The sequence below is a fragment of the Novosphingobium album (ex Hu et al. 2023) genome (assembly GCF_022832385.1).
Taxonomy (GTDB): Bacteria; Pseudomonadota; Alphaproteobacteria; order Sphingomonadales; family Sphingomonadaceae; genus Novosphingobium; species Novosphingobium album.
In genome coordinates, this window is sequence record NZ_JALHLE010000033.1 from 1 (window position 1) to 23,927 (window position 23,927).

Below are 23,927 nucleotides of genomic sequence, written 5' to 3' on the forward strand. Positions count from 1 at the left end.
AGCGCAGTCCTGCCCCAGCACATCGGCCAGCGGGCGCGGGGTGAGTGCGGCCTCGGCGCCGAGGCCGAGCTGTCGCCGGGCCGTACGGGTCGCGCCGATAACGAGATCGTCGCGGTCGACCGCCAGCAGCGAGGGGCCACCACCGTGCGCATCACCCGCCAGCACGATCCGCGCCTGCGCGAAGCGGCGGCAGAAGTAGTCGCGCTCGATCGCCCGCGCCGCGTCCTGCACCAGCGCGGCAATCATCGCCGCCATGGCATCGCCATGTTCTGGCCGCGCGCTGGATACATCGAGCGCGGCGACAAGCCGCCCGTCAGGATCGAAGACCGGCGCGTCCAGGCAGGAGACGCCGATGTTGCGGCTGGCGAAGTGCTCGCCGCGCAGGATCGCCACCGGGCGCTGCTCGACAAGGCAGGTGCCGATGCCGTTGGTGCCTTCGGCCGCCTCGCTCCAGACCGCGCCGCGCGCCAGCCCGACAGCATCGTAGAGCCCGGAGTCAGCGGCGGGCGAGCGCGCTTCGAGCACCACGCCGTCGACATCGGAGAGGATTACGCAAGCGCCAGTGCGGCCCACCGAACCGAACAAGCTGTCGAGCGCGGGGGCAGCAGCCGCGAGCAGTTCGCCATTGGCATTGCGCAGCGCGGCGATCTCGCCTTCGCTCAGCCGTTCGTTGCGCTGCGCGCCCGAGGGATCGAGGCCATGGCGCAGCGCCGAGCGGCACCACGATGCCGCCACCGACGACACGGCCGCCGCATTGCCGGACTGCACCGTATCGAGAACCCTGTCGCTGTGACTGGACCGTTTGTCCGTCATCGTCCATCTCCTCACCGCCCGGCTATCGCAAATGCGCCAGACCCCGTTTTCTTATGAACCCGACCATGCCGCCGCCTTGACACGGCACAAGCGAGGCTTGCATTAGCGCGTGGGCCGGTGTCCCGAAACTGAGACAATTGCGTGGGCGCTCCTTAGCACAGGCTGCACCGCGAAGCGACCAGGCAAAGCCGATCAACCATTGTGCCCGGGCCTGCCATGCCATACCGGCAGCGGCAATGAGCAGGCTCGATTCCCCCCTTGCCGCCGCACTGGCCCGGATAGACGGCGCCGGGCAGCGGCGGACCCTGCGCGCCAGCACCCTCGCGCCGGGCGGGCGGGTGCTGCGCGAGGGGCGCGAACTCATCGACTTTTCCAGCAACGACTACCTCGGCCTCGCGCGCCATCCGCTGCTGATCGAGCGCGCCTGCGCATGGACCGCCGCGCAAGGCACCGGCTCGGGCGCCTCGCGGCTGGTGACCGGCACCAGCGAGGCGCATCTGGCGCTCGAAGCAAAGATCGCCGCGTTCAAGGGCACCGAGGCGGCTTTGATCTTTGCCAGCGGCTGGCAGGCCAATGCCGCGGTGATCCCTGCGCTGCTCGCCGCGATGCCGGGCGCGGCGGTGTTCACCGACCGGCTGATCCACGCCAGCATGCACGCCGGGATCACCATGGCAGGCGTGCGCCAGCACCGCTTCCGCCACAACGATCTCGATCACCTCGAAACGCTGCTGGCGGAGAAGGGCAGGGACGCCCCGGCGCGCCTGATCCTGACCGAGAGCGTCTTCTCGATGGACGGCGACCGCGCCGACATGGCCCGCCTTGCCGCGCTGGCCGAGACCCATGACGCCGCGCTGTTTGTCGATGAAGCGCACGCCACCGGCGTGCTCGGGCCCGAAGGCCGGGGGCTGAGCGCCACGGTGCCAGGCCGGATCGACCTCATCATGGGCACCTTCAGCAAGGCGCTGGGCGGCTTTGGCGCCTATATCGCCGGGTCGCAGGTGCTGATCGACTATCTCGTCAATGCCGCCAGCGGCTTCGTCTTCACCACCGCGCCGCCGCCGGGCGTGCTGGGCGCGATCGACGTCGCGCTCGACCTCGTGCCCGGCATGGACGCCGAACGCGCGCATCTGGCCGCGCTGGGCGACCGCCTGCGCAAGGGCCTTGCCGCGCTGGGGCTGGACCATGGCGATTCCTCCACCCAGATCGTCCCTGCCATGATCGGCGCCGAAGCCGATGCCATGGCGCTTTCCGCACGGCTGGAAGAGGCCGGATTCCTCGCCTCGGCGATCCGCCCGCCGACAGTCCCGCCGGGCACCAGCCGGTTGCGCATCGCCCTGCGCGCAAGCCATAGCGAAGGCGACATCGACGCGCTGCTCGGCGCGATTGGGGAGGCGCTGTGAAGCTGCTCTTCGCGCATGGCTGGGGCTTCGACCGGCGTTTCTGGGACTCGCTCACCGCCCTGCTGCCGGATTGGGAATATGTGGCCGACGACCGTGGCTATTTCGGCGCGACGCTCACTCCCGAAATCGGCGGCCCCTGCCTCGCCGTGACGCACAGTTTCGGCACCATGCGCGTGCTCGCCGATCCGCCGCCGGGTCTCGCGGGACTGGTGGCGATCAACGGCTTCGAGCGCTTCACCGCGCTGCCCGGCAAGCCCGGTGCGGCAGTCCGGGTGGTCGACCGGATGCTGCGCCGCTTCGAGGCGGACCCGCGTGCGGTGCTGGCGGAATTCCGCAGGACCTGCGGGGCCGAGGAATCCTTTGGCGAGATCGACCCCGTCCCCCTGCAGGCCGACCTGCTGCGCCTGCGCGACGCCCGCCCGCCGCTGCCGCGCGTGCCGGTGGTCGTGCTGCAAGGCGGACGCGATCCCCTGCTGCCAGCGGATATGCGCGCGGCCACCTTTACAGGCTGCGATGTGCACCGGCTCGATCACCAGACGGCAGGCCACCTCCTCCCGCTCGAAAACCCCGGGCTTTGCGCGCAAGCCGTGCGCGGGGCCATGGCCGCACTCGTATGAATGGTCAGCGCGAACGGATCGCCCGGGCCTTCGCCGGGGCGCAGGACTATGACCGCAACGCCCGCGTCCAGCGCGATGCCGCGCGGGCGTTGGCCGAACGGATCGCCACGCTCGACCTGCCCGAGAACCCCCACGTGCTGGAGATCGGCTGCGGCACCGGCTTCCTGACGCAGGCGCTCGGCGAAGCGGGCGTGGGCGGCGAATGGCTGGTGACCGACCTCGCCCCGGACATGCTCGACCGCTGCCGCGCGCGGCTGGGCGGCACGCCGCGCCACCGCTTCGCCGTGCTCGACGGCGAGCATGGCACGCCCGAAGGCGGCCCGTTCGACCTCATCTGCTCCAGCCTCGCGCTGCAGTGGTTTGAGAACGCTCCTGCGGCCCTCGCCCGCATGGCCGGGTGGCTCGCGCCCGGCGGGCATTGCGTGGTCACCACGCTCGGCCCCGGCAGTTTCGCCGAATGGCGCGCCGCGCACGAGGCGCTGGGACTGGAACCCGGCACACCCGCCTTCGCCCCGGTCGAGGCCTTTGCCACGCTCGGTCCGGAAAGCCTCACCGTCGAAAACCGCATCGAGCATCACGAAAGCGCGCGCGCCTTCCTGCTCGCGGTCAAGGCGATCGGCGCGGGCACGGCACAGCCGGGACACAGGCCGCTGTCGCCACGGGAACTGCGCAATGTCATGGCCACTTTCGAACGCGGCGGCTGCAAAGTCACATACGAGGTCGTGACCTGTCACCTCCACCGCGCTAGGTGACGCGCCATGCAAGGTCCCACGATCATCGTTACCGGCACCGATACCGGCATCGGCAAGACCGTCTTCGCCGCCGCGCTCGCGGGCGCGCTGGGCGGCTGGTACTGGAAGCCGGTGCAGGCCGGAATCGAGGAGGACGGCACCGATGCGGACCGCGCCGCCCGCCTCTCGGGCCTGCCGCGCGAACGGGTGCTGCCCGAAGCCTACTGCCTCGAAACGCCCTGTTCCCCCCACCTCGCCGCCGAGATCGACGGCGTTGTGATCGACCCGGCCCGCCTTGCCCTGCCCCAAGTGGACGGCCCGCTCGTGGTCGAAGGCGCAGGCGGCGTGCTGGTCCCGATCAGCCGCAGCGAGACTTATGCCGACCAGTTCGCCCGCTGGGGCGAGCCGGTGGTGCTGGCCGCACGCACCAGCCTCGGCACCATCAACCACACGCTGCTCTCGATCGAGGCGCTGCGCGCGCGCGGCGTGCCGCTGCTCGGCGTGGCCTTCATCGGCGATCCGGTGGAGGACAGCGAAGCGACGATCTGCGCCATGGGGCAGGTGAAGCGCCTTGGCCGCCTGCCGCTGATCGATCCCCTGACGCCGGAAGCGCTGCGCAGCGCCTTTGCCGCGAATTTCCATCTGGAGGACTTCACCGCATGACCTCATCCGTCTGGCACCCCTTCACCCAGCACGGGCTCGGCGAGCCGGTCCCGCTGGTCGAGCGCGCCGGGGGCGCCCTGCTGCACATGGCGGACGGGCAGGCGGTGATCGATGCGATCTCGTCGTGGTGGGTGACGACGCACGGGCACTGCCACCCCCGGATCATGGCCGCGATTGCCGATCAGGCGCAGAAGCTCGACCAGATGATCTTCGCGGGCTGGACCCACCAGCCGGCCGAGGACGTCGCGGCCGGCCTGCGCGCGATCATGCCGGAGAGCCTGACGCGGGTGTTCTTCTCCGATTCCGGCTCCACTGCCGTCGAAGTCGCGCTGAAGATGGCGCTCGGCTACTGGCACGCGCGTGGAGAAACCCGCCACCGCATCGTGGTGATGGAGCACAGCTATCACGGCGACACCATCGGCGCGATGTCGGTGGGCGCGCGCGGTGTGTTCAACCAGCCCTACGAACCGCTGCTGTTCGACGTGGCGCGCATTCCCTTCCCGGCGGCAGGTGCGGAACAGGACACGCTCGACGCGCTGGAGGCCTTCTGCGGGGCGCCCGGCACCGCCGCGCTGATCGTCGAGCCGCTGGTGCTCGGCGCGGGCGGGATGCTGGTCTATGCCCCCGAAACGCTGGCCGCCATGCACGCGATCTGCGCACGGCACGGCGTGCTGTTCCTGGCCGACGAAGTGATGACCGGCTGGGGCCGCACCGGCACCCTGCTCGCCTGCGAACAGGCGGGCGTCACGCCCGACGTGCTGTGCCTCTCAAAGGGCCTGACCGGCGGCGCGGTGCCGCTCGCGGTCACCATGGCGAGCGAGCCCATTTTCGAGGCGCACTGGTCCACCGACCGCGCGAAGATGTTCTTCCACTCCTCCAGCTACACCGCCAACCCGATCGCCTGCGCTGCGGCCAACGCCAACCTCGCGATCTGGCGCGAGGAACCGGTGCGGGACCGCGTGGCCGCATTGGCAGGCAAGCAAGCCGCATGGCTGGAGAAGCTCGGCCAGTTCTGCCACTTCGACAATGCACGCACGCTGGGTACGATCGCCGCGCTGGACCTCAAGACCAGCGGCGAAGGCGGCTACCTCGACACCCTCGCCCCGCGCCTGATGGCATTCTTCCGCGAACGCGGCGTGCTGCTGCGCCCACTGGGGAACACGGTCTATGTGATGCCGCCCTACTGCATCACGGACGAGCAACTGGGTGATGTGTGGAACGCGATTGGCGAAGCGGTGATTTCGTTTTGAGGGGACGGCGGATGCGGCGGCTACACGCCCTTGCCGGCCCATGGCTCTGACCCGCTTGCAAACTCTCGGTGGGACCCGAAATAACGGCCCGAACGACTGCTCAATACGACAAGCATGACTCTGCGATGGCTGTTACATGCCTCAGATCGGTCCCGCAGCAACCGCCAAGGATTTTGATTTGAGGAAAGGCCTCCTGTAGCTGTCGATGTAGCTCTGCGAGTTCGACCGGATCACCCTTGTCCAGTTCAGTCATTGCATCAAGTTCAGCGTGGCTGCACCGCGAAGCGTTCGCGCGGACCCCCCGAACCCGCGCGGTCCAAGCAGCGCCTTCGTCAAGCGAGGAGGCAAAATGCGTCGGGTGGGCGCAGTTGATCATGTAGTATGCGGGGTATGCCTCGGTAGACTCGTCGACCGCAGCGATGGCATCCCGAAGCTCATCGCCCGTCGGGAGGCGCCCGTCAGTCTCGACTGTGAAGCTAATAGCCACTGACGCACCTAACTTCCGAGCGGTGCGGGCCAAGCCAATCGCTTCGGGGACGTTGGTCATGGTTATGGCTGACAGCATGTCCGCTCCGGCATCAACCAGAACCCTTGCTTGATGAAAATGATAGGCTTCCGCCTCTTCGGGCTTCATGATGCGGCCAGGATCGTAACCATCACCGCGCGGACCGATGCACCCGCTGATGATGATCGGGTACGCTGCGGAGGCATTCTCTCGTAAACAGATGAGCAGAGAGATGGCCTCGCGGTTGAGCGCATCGAGTTCCTCTGGTGACAATCCGAGCGGCTCCGCCCAATCGGGGCTTGCTCGCCACGTTGCACTTTCAAGGATAAGCCCGGTGTCCATTCGCCGAGCAAGCTCCATGAAACCAGAGAAGTAATCTTCAAGCGCCTGTCGCCCCTCATCGGTTTGAAGTAGCGTTATTGAAGCGAAGTGGGGCAGGTCGATCCCCCTGTTAAAGAGGATGTCGGTTTCAAGACCGGCGTCCGTAAGGAAGGGGCGGTCAAGCTGAGGAAGCATCGCAGCAGCCATCGTGGTTTCCTTTAGCGAGGATGGCGAGGCTACAACTGATTGGGCAACTTATCCACTCTGCGTGGAGCCTCCGCTAACGACCCACAGGCGATGCTAGCCGCTGCGGGGTGGGCCAGCGCTACGGCCGCGATCGGCCGAACACGCCGCACCGCTTTCCTACACGCGCCCGGCCTGTCACATTGGCTCCTGCTCTCAGCCATCGCTCCTTGAACTGTGCATTCCGCCGCCTCCACGGGCGCGCCGTAACCAACGGACGCGATCGCGGCGGGTAAAGTGACACTTTCGCCCATAAGGTGACGCTTTTTCCCTCTGGACCGTGTCAACCGTGTCAACCGAAGCGTCACCTTGCAGCCGGGGACGGCGCCGCTACCGCGAGTGAATCGCATCTTATCGATGAAATCGCACAATCGATCGCCAACTGATCGAGTTATTCGATCAAGCCAATCGATTCATCGCGCTACAAATCGTCACGCAGCGCGCCTATCTCCACTCCCGTCAGTTCAACACCCAATCGAGGGAGCATACGACAATGGGTATCATCGGCAGCAGCATCAAGCCGTTCAAGAACACCGCGTTCCAGGCGGGCAAGGATTTCTACGACGTCACCGAAGCCGACATCGCCGGCAAGTGGGCCGTCTTCTTCTTCTACCCGGCCGACTTCACTTTCGTCTGCCCGACCGAGCTCGAAGACCTCGCCGATCAGTACGCCACCCTGCAGGGCATGGGCGTGGAAGTGTTCGGCGTGTCGACCGACACCCATTTCTGCCACAAGGCCTGGCACGACACCTCGGAAAAGATCGCCAAGTGCACCTATGCGTTCCTCGGCGACCAGAACCACGACCTGTCGAACAACTTCGGCGTGCTGCGTGACGGCGTCGGCCTTGCTGACCGTGCCACCTTCGTCGTCGATCCGGACGGCGTGATCCAGGTCATGGAAATCACCCCCGAGGGCGTGGGCCGCAACGCTGCCGAACTCGTCCGCAAGATCAAGGCTGCCAAGTACTGGCGCGAGCACCCCGGCCAGGTCTGCCCGGCCAAGTGGGAAGAAGGCGCCGAGACGCTGGCTCCCTCGCTCGACCTCGTCGGCAAGCTCTAAGACCGCGCAGCGGCACCCACGGGTCGCGCGCGAAGGTGCGCGGCCCGGGGCCTCCCTCCCCTGGAGCCGCGCCCCGGGCCGCCCCCTTTCATCACACGCACATTTTCAAGGACCCTCTCCCATGCTCGACGCCACTCTGAAGCAACAGCTCTCGCAATACCTCGGCATGCTGCGCGAGCCGATCGAGCTCGTCGCCTCGCTTGGCGATGATGCAAAGTCGGCGCAGACCCGCGAACTGCTGGAAACGATCACCGGTCTTTCGGACAAGGTGAGCGCCCGGTTCGACGGCGACGCCGCACGCAAGCCCTCTTTCACGATCGCCGCGAAGGCCCGGCCCGAAGCCGAAGTGCGCTTTGCCGGCGTGCCTCTGGGCCACGAATTCACCTCGCTGGTGCTCGCCCTGCTGTGGGCCGGCGGCCACCCGCCCAAGGTCTCCGACGAGGCGCTGGAGCAGATCGCCGCGCTCGACGGAGAGATGACCTTCGAAATGTTCTTCTCGCTCTCGTGCCACAACTGCCCCGATGTGGTGCAGGCGCTGACGCTGATCGCTCTGAAGAACCCGAAGGCAAAGGTCACGCTGATCGAAGGCGGCACTTATCAGGCCGAAGTCGAAGAACGCGGCGTCATGGCCGTGCCCGCCACTTTCCTCAACGGCGAAATGTGGGCTTCGGGCAAGATCAGCCTCGAAGAGATCCTCGCCAAGCTCGACACCGGCGCCGCCGCCAAGGCCGCCGCGAAGCTGGCCGAAAAGAAGCCGTTCGAAGTGCTGGTGATCGGCGGCGGCCCCGCCGGTGCCTCGGCCGCGATCTACACCGCGCGAAAGGGCTTCTCCACCGGCATTGCGGCTGAACGCTTCGGCGGGCAGGTGCAGGACACCATGGGCATCGAGAACTTCATCTCGGTCCCCTATACCGAAGGCCCCAAGCTGGCCGCCGCGCTGGAAACCCACGTCGGCGAGTACGACATCGACGTGATGAACCTGCTGCGCGCTGAAAAGCTGATCCCGGCCGCTCAGCTCGGCGGCTATCACGAGGTGGTGTTCGAGAACGGCGCCTCGCTCAAGGCCCGCAGCCTCGTCCTGTCCACCGGCGCGCGCTGGCGCAACTTGGGCGTGCCCGGCGAAGCCGAGTACCAGACCAAGGGTGTGGCCTACTGCCCGCACTGCGACGGCCCGCTGTTCAAGGGCAAGCGCGTGGCGGTGATCGGCGGCGGCAACTCGGGCGTCGAGGCCGCGATCGACCTTGCGCTGATCGTCGGCCACGTCACGCTGATCGAGTTCGACAGCCAGCTGCGCGCCGACCAGGTGCTGCAGGACAAGCTGCGCTCGTTCGCGAACGTCGATATCATCGTCTCGGCCCAGACCACCGAAGTCACCGGCGACGGTGAGAAGGTCAACGGCCTGTCCTACAAAGACCGCGAGAGCGGCGAGGAAAAGCACGTCGAGCTGGAAGGCGTGTTCGTCCAGATCGGTCTGGTGCCCAACACCGAGTGGCTCAAGGACAGCGGCGTGGAACTTAGCCCGCGCGGCGAGATCGTGATCGATGCCAAGGGTGCGACCAACCTGCCCGGCGTGTTCGCCGCGGGCGATGCCACCACGGTGCCCTACAAGCAGATCATCATCTCGATGGGCGAAGGCGCCAAGGCCGCGCTGTCGGCCTTCGACTATCTGATCCGCAACGAAGCCCCGGCCGAAGTCACCGAATTCGGCTGATCGCCGACTTTCGGTCGCTGAAATCCGAGGCGGGCGGGGCCGGAAGGTTCCCGCCCGCCGTCAGGAAATAGCAGAGATCAAGAGATCTTCCCGCCGCGGTAGCATCATTACCGAGAGCCGGAAAAAGTCATATTCCGCTCTGGGTTGAAAATTTGAGATATTTGATATATATAACTCATCATGAGTAATAATATATCTGAATTTCATCGCTTCGCCTATAAGGAAGACAATTTTTTCGATCTTCGCAACTATTGTGAAGAAAAAGGCATATGGATTTGCCAATCCCTGCGTACATCAGGAAAAATGACTTTCGCACTTGCAAGAAACCGTGATGTTGCTTCAGATCTAAGCACCCGTTTCGGATAACCGACAAGGTCGGCGCAATGCGCACCTGCCCGGTGCATCGGTCCGGCGAGCACGCGATGCGTCCTGTCCCGATGCGCTCGACACTCTTGCTGCTCTCCGGCATACGGCGGCCATGAACTTCTTCCTGCGGTACGAACAGGCGATCAACTGGATCGTCGGGCTGTGCCCCCAGCCCGACAAGTTCGCGCATACTTACGCAGGCCTGCTGATCTGGCTCTTTGCCGGACTGGCCCTGCGCCGGCCGCTCCACTCGGTCTGGACGCTGGTCCCGGTGGTCGTGCTGGAACTGGCCAACGAAATGGTCGACCGGATCACGCACGGGTCATGGGCCTGGCACGACACCTTGCGCGACATGGCCGCAACCTGGTTCTGGCCGTTTGTCCTGCTCACCTGCTTCCGCCTGTTCCCCGTGCTGACCAGCTATCGCCCGCCCGGGAAGGCCGTTCTAGCGCCTTCTGCGCAGAACGAGATAGAGGGCGCCCTGCCCCCCATGGCGCCGATGCGCGCCCCTGACGGCCACGATGTCCGGGGCGTGCTCGCTGGCAGCGAGCCAGTCTGAAATCTTGGCGCGGATCGCGCCGCGCCGCTCGCTGCGGTCCATGGCATCGCCAGCGCGGGGCTTTCCGGTCACCACCAGCACGACCCGGGCACCCAGTGCCTTGGCCTGCGTGAGTCCGTGCATCAAGCGGCTATAGGCCTGTTCAAGGTTCGAACCGTGCAGGTCGAGACTGAAGTCTGGCACCAGCGCCCCCTTTGCGATCCGCTTTTCCCACGATCCGTCGAGGTGGAGTTGTGCCTCGCCCCTGGCCCTGAGTGGAGGCGCCGAGGGAACAAGCGGCGGTGGTACCCGCCCCTTGATCTTCTTCGGCGCGGGCGAAACCACCTTGCCCGCCGGCTGTCCCGCCGTAAGTTTCGGCGGCACCGGTGCGTCGGGCCTGTGCGGATGAAGAGGGGAAACGGTACGTGCGACTTGCGCCCACATTTCCGCTTCCTCTTTCGACAGCCTCCGGCCCGGCCTCCTCATTGCGCCACGCCCAGCCGCGCCAGTGTTCCCTTGGGCAGCAGCAACAGGGCCTGGCCGTGCGCACTCATGCCGCCCGCCGTCGTGCGCGCTGCATCGCCCGCACCCCAGAAGGTGTCGAAACGGTTCGGGCCCTTGATGGCGCCGCCCGTGTCCTGCGCAATCCACAACCCGCTGGCCTCGCGCCGGTCGAGATCGAGCCAGACCGGTGCGCCAAGCGGAACAAAGTGCGGGTCGGAAGCCAAGGAACTGTGAGGCCGAACCGGCACGTTCAGTGCCCCCAACGGCCCGTCTCCTGTCAGTTCCCGGAAGAATACATAGGACTTGTTCTCATCCATCAGTGCGCGTCCGTCGGCTGGACGCTCGCGGATGTACTGCATGATGCCCTGCATTGAGCCGGAATACTGCCCCGGCCCGTTACCGATCAGCCCGCGCTGGCGCATGATCCCGCCGATGCCGGTATAGGGCAGTCCGTTCTGCCCGGCATAGCCGATCCGCATGACCGTGCCGTCCGGCGCGCGCAGACGGCCCGAGCCCTGCACCTGCAGGAAGAACATCTCGACCGGATCGGCAGCCCACGCGATCTCCAGTCCGCGCCCCATTAACGCGCCCTGCTCGATCGCGGCGCGGTCGTAATAGGAAGTGAACGTGCCTCCTGTCCCGTACCGGCCGAGCGGCATCTTGCCGTTGCTCAGCGGCTCGGCATCGCCAGGCCTGGCCCGCACGAGATCCGGCGGCAGAGCATAGACCGGCACGTCGAACCCGGCCAGCCGCTTGCGCGAACCGGCAATTTCCGGTTCGTAGTAACCGGTGGCAAAGGCCTTGCCGTCACCAACCCGCGCCGTTTCGAAATAGCTGAGGAAGAACAGGACCGCAGAGCCCGCGCCCCAGTTGGCTGCGGCCGTGCAGGCCTGCCGCCAGTCGTCGGGCCTGGTGAGATCGCTGCCGTCGTCGCGCGACATCAGGCGCGGACAGCTCTCGCGAAACGATGCGAGCGCTGCCCGCGCGTCGGGTTCGGTCAGCGACAGGTCGGAAACTGATGGACCGGCCCGAACACCGAGCGCGACGGCGGTCTCCGCTGGCGGCAAACCCGGCTGCGGCGCATGGGGAATGACACTTGCGCAAGATGCCAGCATGGTCACAAACGAGAGCGCACCAAGCTGGCGAATCAGCCTGCCCGTGCTCTGCACTGCCAGCACGCGCCCTCCCCGCAAATTCCCTCTCCTGTGGAGCGGCACGCCCGGCGCCGGACAGGGCTCAGCCCTGGTCGGTCTCGTCGAGCAGCCAGTCAGGATCGGGCGAATTGAGCGCGCGGGCGAAGGTCCAGACATCGACCGCCTCGACCGCGTCGTCGAGCGAACCGGCAACCACTTCGCCTTCGGCGTTGCGGGTGACGGCGGCAATGTCAGCACGAAAGCGCAGGGTGATCCGGGCGAAACCGCCATCGACACCAGCGGACACCACCGAGCATTCCTCGATCCGCACCAGCCGGTTGTCCAGCGTCTCACCCGCTTCGTTGCGTGCGTCAATCGCACCGGCGAAGCTCGTATAAACGTCATCGTCGCACAAGTGGCGCAGTTCGGACTTGTCGCCCTTCCAGAAGGCTTCGAGAATCATGCGATAGGCGCCACGCGCCCCTTCAATGAAGGCAAAAGCGTCGAAGCGTCGGTCGGCATTGGCAATTTCGGCCAGCCCGCGCTCGGCACTCGGCGGGGCCAGCGGCATTTCACGCGGACGCGAAGCCTGTTCAGCGCGAGCGCGGTCTTCGGCCTTGGTATCAGCCTTGGGCTGGGCGGGAACACGCGCACTTCCGGGACGGTCCTGACGGCCTTCGAAGCGTCCCGGGATAGGCTCTTCCTCATGCTCGGCACGACGTCCCAGCACGGAGTAAAGCCGCAGCCCAAGGAATGCTGCAATCATGGCCAGGATCACTATTTCCGGTGTCACGTCCCTTTTTATCCCTTTCGTCTGCATGCACAGGCACTCGGATGAAGAGTCGTGCTGCAGCGTTTCAGCATAGCCTGAGATAGGTACAGTTTACAAATGAACAACGCGTGAGCGGGCAGATCAGGGCATTTTTTGGCAATACCTTGCCCCCGTGCCCCGCGAAGAGAGCCCCTCTGACTCATATTTTCCCCCGGTGGGTGTTCCACGCGGCCGCAAAATGTTCTAGGCGCGCCCGCTGACACAGAATTCTTTGCGGGAAAGCATACCAATGGCCGACGAAGGCAACGTCATCTCCGATCTCAACCTGGGCAATGGCGCCGACACCGGCCCGGCCGCCGGCATCGTCACCCAGTACGTCAAGGACCTCTCGGTCGAAAACCCGAACGCGCCGCAGAGCTTTTCCTGGCAGGACCAGCCGCAGATCGACGTGCAATTCAACATCGGCGCACGCGCGATCGACGCTGAGATGCACGAGGTGGAGCTGAAGATCACCTGTTCGTCGAAGTCCGAATCGGGCACCGCATTCGTCGTCGACCTGAGCTATTGCGCGCTGGTAGGCATGCGCAATCTCGATGAAAGCCAGAGCCACGCGTTCCTGTTCGCCGAAGCGCCGCGCATCCTGTTCCCGTTTGCTCGCCGGGTCATTGCCGACGCCGTGCGCGATGCAGGTTTCTCCCCGCTGATGCTCGAGCCGATCGACTTCAACGGCCTTTACGTTCAGCAGCTTCAGGCTCAGGCCCAGCAACAGGCTGATGCCGCGCAGGGCGAACCGGCCGGCAACGCCTGACCGCCCGCTGACACCAAAGCCACACCGGCCATGAAGGGCCTTCAGCGATGAGCCTGGTTCGCAACGTCGGCACGATCGGCGGGCTGACCGCGCTCAGCCGCGTGTTCGGTTTCGTGCGCGACATGCTTGTCGCGCGTGTGCTCGGTGCGGGGATGGCGGCGGATGCATTCCAGCTCGCCTTCGTGCTGCCCAACACCTTCCGGCGGCTGTTTGCCGAAGGCGCATTCTCGGTGGCCTTCGTGCCGATGTACACGCGCACGCTGGCGGGCGAAGGTGGCGAGAACGCCGCCGACAAGTTCGCCAGCGACGTGCTCGCTGTCTTCATCTGGGTCCTTCTGGGGTTTTCAGCGCTGGCCATGCTGGTGATGCCCGGCATCGTCTGGCTGCTCGCAAGCGAATACCAGTCGGTTCCCGGCAAGTTCGAACTGGCGGTCACGCTCTCCCGCATCACTTTCCCCTATCTGGGGCTCGTCAGCCTCGTCGCGATGCTCTCGGGCCTGCTCAACGCCCATTCAAAATTCGCGCCCGGCGCCTTTGTGCCAGTGCTGCTCAATGTGGTGCTGATTACCGGTATCGTGACCGGCTACTTCATGCGCGAAGCAGGTGGCACCGATGTGACCGTGGCCTGGGTCCAGGCCATCGCGGTGGCCGCTGCGGGCCTCACCCAGCTCCTTTACATGGCATGGGCAACGCGCAAGGCGGGGGTACGGTTGAAGATCACTGCCCCGCATTTCACACCCGAGGTGAAGCGGCTCGCCATGCTGATCCTGCCGGCCACCTTCGGCGCGGGCGTCTACCAGATCAGCCAGTTCGTCGACACCTTCTTCGCCACCTCGCTGGCGCAGGGTTCGTTGACGCTGCTGAAGTATGCGGACCGGCTCAACCAGATGCCGCTCGGCATTGTCGGCATTGCCCTGGGCACCGCGATCCTGCCGATGCTGGCGCGCCATATCCAGACCGGCGATGCCCGCGAGGCGCAGCGCCTGCAGACAAACGCCGTGGAGATGGCGACACTGCTCACCCTCCCCGCTGCCGCTGCTCTCGCGATCTGCGCGCCTGCCTTCGTCACCGCCTTCTTCGTCGGCGGCAAGATGACGCAGGCAAACGGCGCGATCATGGCGGACATCGTGATCGCGCTCGTAGCCGGCCTGCCCAGTTATGTGCTGGTCAAGGTGTTCCAGCCCGCCTTCTTCAGCCGCGAGGATACGCGCACCCCGGTATGGGTCTCGGCCGGGGCACTCATCGTGAACATCGGCGTGAACATCCTGGTCGTGCCGCGTTTCGGCATTGTCGGGCTCGCGGCGGCAACCGCGTTCACCTCGACGCTGAACGTGCTGACGCTCTACACGATCCTGCAGATCCGCGGGTGGTTTCACTTCACCGGCAAGCTCGGCGGACGGATCGGGCGCCAGTTGATCGCCACGGCTGCAATGAGTGCCGTGCTGATTTCGCTGATGCCGCTCATGGCAAGCCGCTACGGCGGCAACGTGATCGAGAAGATCTGGTCACTGGGGGCGCTGTGCGGTGCCGGGCTGTTCGTGTTCTTCGGCGTCGCCTATGTGACCGGCGCGCTCGACAAGGATCTGCTGGCCCAGCTGCGGCGGCGCCGTCCGAAGCAAGCCTCGTAAGGCTTCCAAACGCGCGGATTTATGCTAAGGGCCCGCCCCATGCAGGCTTTCTTGCCCCTCAGGAATCATGGCCGTTGTCCCGGCCGGGCGGCTTGGCGATGGCGCTGCGCCGCCCGCTGACCTGTCCCCTTTTCCGTTCGTTCTGACCGGTCGGTTCCCGTGATATTTTCCCAAGTTTCATGAAGGACGCACCCATGCGTATCGTTTCGGGCATTCAGCCCACCGGCAACCTGCACCTCGGCAACTATCTCGGTGCCATCCGCAACTGGGTGGCGATGCAGGAGGATGCCGCCGCCACGGGCGGTGAATGCCTGTACTTCCTTGCCGACCTCCACGCGATCTCGATGCCGCACGTCCCGGCAGATCTTGCCGCCAACACCCGCGAGATGGTGGCCGCACTGGTCGCCTGCGGCGTCGATCCGGACCGCTCGGTGCTGTTCAATCAGGCGCAGGTTCCCCAGCATTCCGAGATGCAATGGCTGCTCAACGGCACCGCCCGAATGGGCTGGCTGAACCGCATGACGCAGTGGAAGGACAAGGCCGGCAAGAACCGCGAGGGCCAGTCGGTCGCGCTGTTCACCTACCCGGTGCTCCAGGCCGCCGACGTGCTGATCTATCAGGCCACTCACGTGCCGGTGGGCGAGGACCAGAAGCAGCACCTCGAGCTGGCGCGCGACATCGCACAGAAGTTCAACAACGACTTCTGCCCCGAGGACGCGCCGCTGTTCACGTTGCCCGATCCCTTTATCCCGCCCGAAGCGGCACGCATCATGAGCCTGCGTGACGGTTCGTCGAAGATGAGCAAGTCCGATCCCTCGGACATGAGTCGCATCAACATGACCGACGATGCCGACACAATCATGCAGAAGATTAAGAAGGCCAGAACCGACCCCGAACCGCTCCCGGGCGACAAGGCCGGGCTGGAAGGCCGCCCCGAAGCCGCCAACCTCGTCGGTATCTACGCGGTTATGGCGGGCATGAGTATCGATGACGTGCTCGCACAGTTCGGCGGCGAAGGCTTCGGCAAGTTCAAGCCTGCGCTGGGCGAGCTGCTGGTCGAGCAGCTCGCGCCGATCAACGCGCGCTTCCTCGAACTGCGCCAGGACCGCGAGGCCCTCGATGCAATCCTGCGCAAGGGCGCGGAAAAGGCACGGGCGCTGGCGATCCCGACGCTGGAAAAGACCTACGACGCGCTGGGGCTGGTGCGGGGCTGAACGCCCCACCAAACGCCCGGTCCAAAACCCCGATCCGCTCGTCCTGAGCCTGTCGAAGGACGCTGGCACGGCGCTGGCTTCCCCCCCTTCGACAAGCTCAGGGTGAGCGGCTTTTGATCCGCGTACTGCGCAGATTCGATGGCACTTTGCCGGACTAGGTTCCCAGCAGCTGCTCGCGGCGTTTCGCCCAGGGTTCCGCCAGCATTGCGACTTCACCCAGCGCCTCCAGCCCCTCACGGTCGCGCTTGTGGTCTCCGGCGATCAGCAGGCCGAACGCGCGTGCAATCGTCCATTGTGCGTGGGGACGGTCGATCAGTGCGATCGTGTCTCCTGCTGCGACCGCGCCTTCTTCCAGCACGCGATAGTACCAGCCTGCGATGCGAGCCTTCACCATGCGCGCATTGACCGGCTGGCCGTCAAAGCGGTGATCGAGTTTCCAGCAGGGCTGGCGGCCCTGGCTGACCTCGACCAGCGCGCTGCCGAGCCGGTAGCGGTCGCCCAGGCACACGGTCTCTTCGGTCATGCCCTCAGTCGCAATGTTCTCACCGAAGGCGCCGTATTGCGCGAGCAGCGGATGCTCGCCGAGCACGCCGCGCCAGAACGCATAATGATCGTGCGGATAATGGTGTATCGCCTTGTCCGGGCCTCCGTGCACCCGCAGGTCCGCCTGCTCGTCGCCGTCGAGACCAAGACGATGCACGCGCACAGGCCCCTCTGCCGGGGATTTGGCAATTGCACTGGGGTTGTCAGGCCCCTGAAAGCTTCGGACCTTACCGCACTGCACGGATAGGATGGGGACAGGACTCGTCATGGCCTGCATGTTTCCTACATTGGAGGCAGCCGTTCAAGCCATGGCACCGTTCTGACTCGCGGGTGAACCGGCCCATCAGCCGATCGCACACTGTCCACCATTCAACCGCTATTCAGGACGTTGAAATTACGGCAGTATCGCCAGCAATCGAAGGTCAGCGCCGGGAGGGTGACGGGCCCCTTCAAGTTCGTGGAGCGAATTAATGAACAAAGACCATTCGAACGCGTATTTCGGCAGGCTCCGGCTTGCCGCCGCCGCCATGCTGCTCATGGCCCTCGCCGCATGCGCCGCGCCGTTCAAGGCCGACGTTTCGCGCTTCCAGTCTCAGCTTCCCGCCCCGGCCGGCCAGACTTTCGCCGTGGTCGCCGAAGATCCCAAGCTCTCGGGCGGACTTGAGTTCGCGCAATATGCCGGCCTTGTGCAGGACCGTCTGGCAAAGCTTGGCTACACCCCTGTCGAAGACCCGGCCAAGGCCAGCCTGATCGTGCGGTTCGACTACGGCGTCGACAATGGCCGCGAGCGCGTGCGCACCACCAGCGCCATGTCGCCTTACTGGGGCCCATGGTACGGTTACAACCCCTATGGCTTCTACCGCCCGAGCCGTTTCGGGCCTTGGGGTGGTCCCTGGAACTACGGCTGGTACGATCCGTTCTTCGACAACGGCATCGATAGCTACACTGTCTACACCAGCGGCATTTCGCTCAAGATCGACCGCGCGGCAGACGGCGAGCGCGTCTTCGAAGGCAAGGCCGAGGCGGTCTCCACCTCAAACCGCCTGCAGTATCTGGTTCCCAACCTTGTCGAATCGATGTTCACCGGATTCCCCGGGAACTCGGGTGAGACCGTGCGCATTACCGTGGCACCGGAAAAGAAGTGACGTGACTGGCTCCCCTCCTGCGAAAGAGAGGGAGACACCGAGGGGCGGGTCCGGCGAGAGATCGCACGGGCCCGCCCTTTCTCGTACCGCCCCTTCTTACGCCGGTAACGGGGGCTAGCCGCTTTTGAACACCTTCATGGCCATCCTGTCACAGCTCTTCTGGGGCGTGACCGTAGGGGCGCTCTCTTCCACATTCTCACTGCTGGCGAAGGCCGTGATGGTCGTGGGCGGACTGGGGGGTGCAGGATGGTGGGGCCTGCGGCGGCGCAAGCACCGAAAAGGCAAGCACGACGACTGAGACGCAGGCTCAGCTCCCGAGCGAAACCACGCCGCCGGTCGAACCGAAGCCACCCTCGCCACGCGCCGTCTCGTCCAGTTCCTCGACCGGCAGCCAGCTGGCGCGCGTCACCGGCGCCAGCACAAGCTGCGCCACGCGATCCCCCCGGCGGATATCGAAGGCCTCCGCTCCGTGGTTGATGAGGATGACTTTCAACTCGCCGCGATAGTCCGAATCGATCGTTCCCGGCGTATTGGGCACGGTGATGCCGTGCTTGAGCGCAAGGCCCGAACGTGGGCGGACCTGGATTTCGAAACCATAGGGAATCGCCACGGCCAGCCCGGTCGCCACGGCATGACGCGCGCCGGGGGCAATCGTCACATCCTCGGCCGAGACCACGTCCATGCCCGCCGCGCCTTCGGTCGCATAGACAGGTAGGGCAAGCCCCTCGCCGTGGGGCAGGACCTTGATCGGGACCGGGACTTCAACGGGCGAATGCATCGGCCATCCTTTCGACGAGGATGCGCGCGACATCCTCCTTGGGCATTTCGGGAAGTGAGATCACGTCGTCGCCGCGCACGATGTGGACCGCATTGGCATCGCCGCCCATGACATCACCCGAAACATCGTTGGCAATGATCCAGTCGGCGCCCTTGCGCTTGCGCTTTTCCTTGGCATGGGCGACCACGTGCTCGGTCTCGGCGGCAAAGCCGATCAGCAGCGGTGGCCGGTCGGGCCGGGACGCGACCGTGGCGAGAATGTCGGGATTCTCGGTAAGCAAAAGCGCGGGCGGAGCCGAGCCGCGCTTCTTGATTTTTTCCCTGGCGATGCTGGCCGTGCGCCAGTCGGCCACGGCCGCCACCATCACGGCGATATCCGCCGGCAATGCGCGCTTCACCGCCTCCGCCATCTGGAGCGCACTTTCGACGTCGACCCGTTCCACGCCCGGAGGCGTCGGCAGGTGGACCGGCCCGGCCACCAAGGTGACCCGCGCGCCAGCCTGCGCAGCGGCTGCGGCAATCGCGAAACCCTGCTTGCCGGATGAGCGATTGGCGATGTAGCGCACCGGATCGATCGGCTCCCAGGTAGGACCGGCGGTCACCAGCACATGGCGCCCGGCCAGCGGTCCATCCACGGGCACGGTACCGGCCGGGACATGTCCATATGGTTCCGGCGTGACCGCCTCGGCGTGGCGCGAGACCTGATGGTTGATCGCGGCCGGATCGGTGGGCGGCGCACCACGGGCCCCCCCCTTTTTCGCAATCAGCAGCGATCCCGCGGGAGCAGGCGCATCCTGCTGCTGAGACAGGGCAGCCGGATCGTCATGCCCGAACGTGATCGCCTTCTTCGCGCGTTGCAGCCCGCGCGAGATCATCGAGCCGGAAAGACCGCCCATTCCCATGCCTTCGGGCGCGGCCGGTTCGGGATCCGGCTCCTGGAACTGCGGCTGCCACGCCTCCGGACGGGGCTCTGGTTCCGGCAGACGGCGGGTGTGCGGAAGCCCCGGATACGGTTCGGGCTCCGGCGCGCTCCCCGGAAGCGGTGCCACTTCTACCGGCCCGATGCCCAGCACCCAGGCAATGCGCTGCCAGATGGCGACGGGATCGGGCAGGCGGCCGGGACCGAACTCGCCGCAGGCCATGGTGCCCTCGTCGGGTTCAATCACGTCGACACCGGCATCGCGCAGCACCTGCACGTTGCGCATGGTCGCTGCGTGCTGCCACATACGCACGTTCATCGCCGGCACGGCCATCACCGGCTTGTCGGTCGCCAGCAGCATCGTCGTCGCCAGATCGTCGGCAATGCCCGACGCCATCTTGGCCAGAAGATCCGCCGTTGCCGGGCAGACCACCACCAGATCTGCCTGACGGCTGAGCTGGATATGGCCCATCTCGGCCTCGTTCTTGAGGTCCCACAGGGTGGTATAGACAGGATTTTCGGACAGCGCGGCAAGCGCCATGGGGGTGACGAACCTGGTGCCCCCCTCGGTCACCACGCACGTGACCTCCCCCCCTTCCTTGCGGATGGTCCGGACGAGTTCACAGGCCTTGTAGGCAGCAATGCCGCCACCCACGACCAGAAGAATGCGAGGTCCACTCATGTTCGAGGCTTGTGCAACAGCAGGCATGGTCACGCAATTAATTTACGGCAGCAACCGGCGAGCGAACCGGCAATCGTACCGCAAACGCCAGTTCCGAAAGCGCGCGAGGCGCAAATACGATGCCCGCGAACATGGCCGGGGCTATCATCGCGCCCCAGTAGAAATTGTCCCAGCGCCCGGCGAGCATGAAGGCCACGCCATAGCCCGCGCTCAGCAGGAACCCGAACAGACCGCCCGGCCCCTTCATCCCGAGCCAGCCGAACGTTATCAGCACCACGGCGGGACCGGCGAGAAAATGGGGCAGCCAGCGCAAGTTGCTCGATTGGACGACATTAGCGAGCCAGCCCGGCAGGCCGCGCAACACCAGCCAGGACGCGGAATGCGGATCGGAGGGCAGCACATCACGCGCAATCAGCGAGAGATGCACCGCCATCGCCGCAAAGAACACAGCCACCAGCGCCGACCACGCCGCCGCTTCGCGCCAGTTGCGATACCATAGCGCCGTGGCCGCCATGAGCAGCACGAAGGGCAGGGTATGCTCGCGAATGGCCAGCGCCAGCGCTGCCGCGCAGAACGCGCCCGCCCAGCGCCCGTCCTGTCCGTTCGAGCCGATACGGTGCAGGCCGAACGAAAGCGCGATCAGCCCGCCCGCCCACAACTCATGCAAGGGAAAATAATGACGGTTGAGTCCCAGCGACGCTGCGACGAAGACCATTGCCGTCGCGACGCGGCGCAGGCGCGGAGCGACACCCTCCTCCCCGAACCGTCGCCACCAGGCCGCGACAATGCCCAGCATCAGCGCCAGCGCCGCCGCGATCTGGCCGGGAGTGCCAAGCCAGGCGTCGAGATAGGCCAGCGTTGGAAGGCGCACGGCAAGCCCGGGGTTGACCGGATAATCGCGCGCGCGCTGCGCGGGCACGATGAAATCGTAATAGTTCGCCCCATGCGCGATGCGGTCGATCGCCTCTTCGTAGAGCGCGATGTCCTCGTCATAGGGCTTGGCCGGAATCCCGGCATTGGCTGCGGTGGAAACAGGTCCTTCGACAGGCCCTTGCCAAGGTGAGCGGCTGCCGGATTTGGCGACCGGAACAACCGCCGATGCCAGCAACAGCAGTACAAGCGCGGCCAGCACAGCGCGGGCGAGACCGGGAGTCCAGTGAGCGAACCGTCCGGTTTCCACCTCGGCGGCAGGCGCGGTTGCCGCGCCCCCTTCCGCTAACTCAGGAAACTCCAGTACGTGAACGCCCATGCGACAGCACCCCCCAGGATTGCTGCTGCACCATAACCCACCCAGTGGTTACTTTGACGTTTACGCGGACCGCCGAGACCGAGAATCAGGTCAATATCGGGCAACGGCGCCTGCTCCGGCGCGCCGCCCTTCGGCGGGAACTTCTCCTCGATCCGCCGCACCAGCGCGGGCAGGCGAGCCAGCGTGCCGATATCCTCGCGCAGCCGGTCGACGATCATCGCTTCCGGGCCGAGTTCGTCGCGGATCCAGTCCTTCACGAAGGGGCTCGCGACATCCCACATGTTGATGTCCGGATCGAGCGCGGTCGCCAGCCCTTCGACCATGACCATGGTCTTCTGCAGCAGCAGCAGGTGCGGCTGCACCTGCATGTCGAAATCGCGGGTGATCGCGAACAGCCCGTCGAGCATCTGGCCGACCGACAGTTCCGACACCGGCTTGCCCCGCATCGGTTCGCCCACCGCGCGCAACGCCGTCGCGAACTCGTCGAGGTTGTGATAGCTCGGCACGTACTGCGCCTCGAAATGGATCTCGGCCACGCGGCGGTAGTTGCCCGTGGTAAGGCCATAGAGGATCTCAGCCAGCCACAGCCGCGCCTGCCGGTTGATCCGGCCCATGATGCCGAAATCGATGGCGACGATGGTGCCGTCGGCCTGCACGAACAGGTTGCCCTGGTGCATGTCGGCATGAAAGAAGCCGCTCGAGATCGCCTGTGTCAGGAACGTCAGCACCAGCTTGCGGGCGAGCGCCGACAGGTCGTGCCCCGCCGCGCGCAGGGCATCGAGGTCGCTCATCTTGACCCCGTCGACCCATTCGACGGTGAGCACGGAGCCGGTAGTGCGGTCCCAGTCGATGCCGGGAACGTGGTAACCGTGAATGCCCTTCATCGCCTCGGCCAGTTCCGAAGCGGAAGCGGCCTCGCGCCGCAGATCGAGCTCGCGCAAGGTCCAGCGCTTAAGATTGTCGACCACCGCGCGCGGGCGCAGGCGCTGCGCCTCGCCGCCCAGCACTTCGAGGTGAGCCGCCGCCCACTCGTAGGTCTCGACATCGCGCGCGAACGTCTCGCGAATGCGCGGTCGCAGCACCTTGACGGCGACCTGCTTTCCGTCCGTCGTCACCGCGCGGTGGACCTGGGCGATCGAGGCCGCGCCGATGGGCTGCTCCTCGATGCTTTCGAACAGCGCTTCGATCGGCTTGCCGAAGCTGTCCTCGATCACGGCGCGGATCTGCGCAAAAGGAACCGGCGGCAGGCTGTCCTGCAAGGTCAGCAAGTTGCGCGCAGGGCCTTCGCCGACAAGGTCGGGCCGGGTCGCCAGCGCCTGCCCAAGCTTGATCGCCGCCGGGCCGATCTCCTGAAACGCGCCGGCATAATCGGGTTCCGCCCCCTGCCGCGCGCCGAACCGGGCGATCCGGCACAGCCGCTTGACCGGTGCCGGTGCATTACGGTCATTCTCGATGCCGCGCAGGGCGCCGTGCCGCGCCAGCACACGGCCCCATTTCACGAGCCGGGCGATATGAGTGATGGGCCGCGTCACGACGAGTAGCTCAGACCTTCCAGCCCGAGTGAATCGCCACCAGTCCGCCCATGATCGGCTCGACTTTCGTGTGCCTGAACCCGGCATTGCGGATCATCGCCTCGAATTCGGGCATCGGCGGAAAGCGGCGGATCGATTCGATCAGGTAGCGATAGGAGTCCGCGTCGCCGGCGATCATCTGGCCGATCTTCGGCACCAGCTTGTGCGAATAGCTGTCGTAGACTTCCTTGAAGCCCGGCCATTCAGTGGTCGAAAATTCGAGGCAGAAGAAGCGCCCGCCATACTTCAGCACGCGAAACGCCTCGGCCAGCGCCTTGTCGATATGCGTGACGTTACGGATGCCGAAAGCGATCGTATAGGCATCGAAGAAACGGGCCGGAAAGCTCAGCTCCTCGGCATTCTGGCGCGACCAGACGAGACCATCGATGCCCCGCTCCATCGCGCGTTCGATGCCGACGTCGAGCATGTCCTGATTGATGTCCGACACCGTGATCGATGCGCCGTGCTTTTCCATGCGAAAAGCGATGTCACCGGTCCCGCCCGCCATGTCGAGGATCTGCTCGCCCTCGCGCGGCTTCACCCGGCGCACGAACTTGTCCTTCCACAGACGGTGCATGCCGGCCGACATGGCATCGTTCATCACGTCGTACTTGCGCGCGACGGAGGAGAAGACCGCGCCGACGCGCTGCTCCTTTTCGCCGGCGTCGACCTCTTCATAGCCGAAGGAAACGGTTTCGCTCATGCGCGGGGCTTTAGGCGGATTCGCGCCCGGCGCAAAGGGAGATACGGCAGTTGATCCGCCA

Annotated in this window: 24 protein-coding genes; 13 read left to right on the forward strand and 11 right to left on the reverse strand. The window is 65.7% G+C overall.

Annotated features, from left to right (window positions below):
• Positions 1-813: GAF domain-containing protein (locus MTR64_RS17525; protein ID WP_243995799.1), on the reverse strand; the 813-nt coding region annotated here is incomplete at its 3' end.
• Between the two features lie 236 nt (positions 814-1,049).
• On the opposite strand from MTR64_RS17525, the gene bioF reads away from it, so the two are divergent.
• The 5 genes from bioF to MTR64_RS17550 are packed head-to-tail and all read left to right on the forward strand — an operon-like array spanning position 1,050 to position 5,474.
• Positions 1,050-2,213: an 8-amino-7-oxononanoate synthase gene (bioF, locus tag MTR64_RS17530; protein WP_243995800.1), complete on the forward strand. Its 1,164-nt coding sequence runs from the start codon at positions 1,050-1,052 to the stop codon at positions 2,211-2,213.
• The gene (locus MTR64_RS17535) at positions 2,210-2,830 is read left to right on the forward strand and encodes an alpha/beta fold hydrolase (RefSeq protein WP_243995801.1); all 621 of its coding nucleotides are present in this window, start codon (positions 2,210-2,212) and stop codon (positions 2,828-2,830) included. Before bioF ends, MTR64_RS17535 begins: the two co-directional genes overlap by 4 nt.
• Positions 2,827-3,582, forward strand: a complete 756-nt coding sequence (locus MTR64_RS17540; RefSeq protein WP_243995802.1) for a methyltransferase — start codon at positions 2,827-2,829, stop codon at positions 3,580-3,582. The genes MTR64_RS17535 and MTR64_RS17540 overlap by 4 nt, the downstream gene beginning before the upstream one ends.
• Before the next feature lie 6 nt (positions 3,583-3,588).
• Positions 3,589-4,224: a dethiobiotin synthase gene (bioD, locus tag MTR64_RS17545; RefSeq protein WP_243995803.1), complete on the forward strand. Its 636-nt coding sequence runs from the start codon at positions 3,589-3,591 to the stop codon at positions 4,222-4,224.
• On the forward strand, positions 4,221-5,474 hold the full coding sequence (locus MTR64_RS17550) for an adenosylmethionine--8-amino-7-oxononanoate transaminase (protein ID WP_243995804.1): 1,254 nt from the start codon (positions 4,221-4,223) through the stop codon (positions 5,472-5,474). The genes bioD and MTR64_RS17550 overlap by 4 nt, the downstream gene beginning before the upstream one ends.
• Before the next feature lie 100 nt (positions 5,475-5,574).
• Here MTR64_RS17550 and MTR64_RS17555 read toward each other — a convergent pair whose 3' ends face one another.
• Entirely contained in the window at positions 5,575-6,507 is a 933-nt protein-coding gene (locus MTR64_RS17555; protein WP_243995805.1) for a homocysteine S-methyltransferase family protein, read from the reverse strand.
• Between the two features lie 529 nt (positions 6,508-7,036).
• Here MTR64_RS17555 and ahpC point away from each other — a divergent pair.
• From ahpC to MTR64_RS17570, 3 genes are all read left to right on the forward strand, one after another.
• Positions 7,037-7,603: an alkyl hydroperoxide reductase subunit C gene (gene ahpC, locus MTR64_RS17560; RefSeq protein WP_243995806.1), complete on the forward strand. Its 567-nt coding sequence runs from the start codon at positions 7,037-7,039 to the stop codon at positions 7,601-7,603.
• Between the two features lie 121 nt (positions 7,604-7,724).
• Positions 7,725-9,314: an alkyl hydroperoxide reductase subunit F gene (ahpF, locus tag MTR64_RS17565; protein ID WP_243995807.1), complete on the forward strand. Its 1,590-nt coding sequence runs from the start codon at positions 7,725-7,727 to the stop codon at positions 9,312-9,314.
• Positions 9,315-9,792: 478 nt separating this feature from the next.
• Positions 9,793-10,239: a hypothetical protein gene (locus tag MTR64_RS17570; protein ID WP_243995808.1), complete on the forward strand. Its 447-nt coding sequence runs from the start codon at positions 9,793-9,795 to the stop codon at positions 10,237-10,239.
• Here MTR64_RS17570 and MTR64_RS17575 read toward each other — a convergent pair.
• From MTR64_RS17575 to MTR64_RS17585, 3 genes are all read right to left on the reverse strand, one after another.
• Entirely contained in the window at positions 10,126-10,704 is a 579-nt protein-coding gene (locus MTR64_RS17575) for a Smr/MutS family protein (RefSeq protein ID WP_243995809.1), read from the reverse strand. The genes MTR64_RS17570 and MTR64_RS17575 overlap by 114 nt on opposite strands.
• Positions 10,701-11,837: a murein transglycosylase A gene (locus MTR64_RS17580; RefSeq protein WP_243995871.1), complete on the reverse strand. Its 1,137-nt coding sequence runs from the start codon at positions 11,835-11,837 to the stop codon at positions 10,701-10,703. Before MTR64_RS17580 ends, MTR64_RS17575 begins: the two co-directional genes overlap by 4 nt.
• A 121-nt stretch (positions 11,838-11,958) precedes the next feature.
• Positions 11,959-12,648 carry a Tim44/TimA family putative adaptor protein gene (locus MTR64_RS17585; protein ID WP_243995810.1) on the reverse strand — a complete coding sequence of 230 codons (690 nt, stop codon included), beginning with the start codon at positions 12,646-12,648 and terminating at the stop codon, positions 11,959-11,961.
• A 268-nt stretch (positions 12,649-12,916) separates the two neighbouring features.
• Here MTR64_RS17585 and secB point away from each other — a divergent pair, with 268 nt between their 5' ends.
• The 3 genes from secB (at position 12,917) to trpS (ending at position 16,277) form a co-directional block, all read left to right on the forward strand.
• Entirely contained in the window at positions 12,917-13,435 is a 519-nt protein-coding gene (gene secB, locus MTR64_RS17590) for a protein-export chaperone SecB (RefSeq protein ID WP_243995811.1), read from the forward strand.
• Positions 13,436-13,482: 47 nt separating this feature from the next.
• Entirely contained in the window at positions 13,483-15,063 is a 1,581-nt protein-coding gene (gene murJ / locus MTR64_RS17595) for a murein biosynthesis integral membrane protein MurJ (protein WP_243995812.1), read from the forward strand.
• A gap of 194 nt (positions 15,064-15,257) precedes the next feature.
• The gene (gene trpS / locus MTR64_RS17600) at positions 15,258-16,277 is read left to right on the forward strand and encodes a tryptophan--tRNA ligase (protein WP_243995872.1); all 1,020 of its coding nucleotides are present in this window, start codon (positions 15,258-15,260) and stop codon (positions 16,275-16,277) included.
• A 154-nt stretch (positions 16,278-16,431) separates the two neighbouring features.
• Here trpS and MTR64_RS17605 read toward each other — a convergent pair whose 3' ends face one another.
• Positions 16,432-17,088: an MOSC domain-containing protein gene (locus MTR64_RS17605; protein WP_243995813.1), complete on the reverse strand. Its 657-nt coding sequence runs from the start codon at positions 17,086-17,088 to the stop codon at positions 16,432-16,434.
• Positions 17,089-17,290: 202 nt separating this feature from the next.
• Between MTR64_RS17605 and MTR64_RS17610 the strand changes: the two genes are divergently transcribed.
• Positions 17,291-17,965 (forward strand): DUF4136 domain-containing protein, encoded by a 675-nt coding sequence (locus MTR64_RS17610; RefSeq protein WP_419144959.1) that lies wholly within the window; start codon positions 17,291-17,293, stop codon positions 17,963-17,965.
• A 136-nt stretch (positions 17,966-18,101) separates the two neighbouring features.
• Positions 18,102-18,263 carry a hypothetical protein gene (locus MTR64_RS17615; RefSeq protein WP_243995814.1) on the forward strand — a complete coding sequence of 54 codons (162 nt, stop codon included), beginning with the start codon at positions 18,102-18,104 and terminating at the stop codon, positions 18,261-18,263.
• A gap of 9 nt (positions 18,264-18,272) precedes the next feature.
• Here the strand turns inward: MTR64_RS17615 and dut are convergent, their stop codons facing one another.
• The 5 genes from dut to MTR64_RS17640 are packed head-to-tail and all read right to left on the reverse strand — an operon-like array spanning position 18,273 to position 23,866.
• Positions 18,273-18,743 (reverse strand): dUTP diphosphatase, encoded by a 471-nt coding sequence (dut, locus tag MTR64_RS17620; protein WP_243995815.1) that lies wholly within the window; start codon positions 18,741-18,743, stop codon positions 18,273-18,275.
• Positions 18,727-20,343 (reverse strand): phosphopantothenoylcysteine decarboxylase, encoded by a 1,617-nt coding sequence (locus MTR64_RS17625; protein ID WP_243995816.1) that lies wholly within the window; start codon positions 20,341-20,343, stop codon positions 18,727-18,729. The genes dut and MTR64_RS17625 overlap by 17 nt, the downstream gene beginning before the upstream one ends.
• Positions 20,344-20,380: 37 nt before the next feature.
• Positions 20,381-21,592, reverse strand: a complete 1,212-nt coding sequence (locus MTR64_RS17630) for a hypothetical protein (protein WP_243995817.1) — start codon at positions 21,590-21,592, stop codon at positions 20,381-20,383.
• Positions 21,559-23,124 carry a 2-polyprenylphenol 6-hydroxylase gene (gene ubiB, locus MTR64_RS17635; RefSeq protein ID WP_243995818.1) on the reverse strand — a complete coding sequence of 522 codons (1,566 nt, stop codon included), beginning with the start codon at positions 23,122-23,124 and terminating at the stop codon, positions 21,559-21,561. The genes MTR64_RS17630 and ubiB overlap by 34 nt, the downstream gene beginning before the upstream one ends.
• Before the next feature lie 10 nt (positions 23,125-23,134).
• Positions 23,135-23,866, reverse strand: a complete 732-nt coding sequence (locus tag MTR64_RS17640; protein WP_243995819.1) for a class I SAM-dependent methyltransferase — start codon at positions 23,864-23,866, stop codon at positions 23,135-23,137.
• Positions 23,867-23,927: the final 61 nt, after the last annotated feature.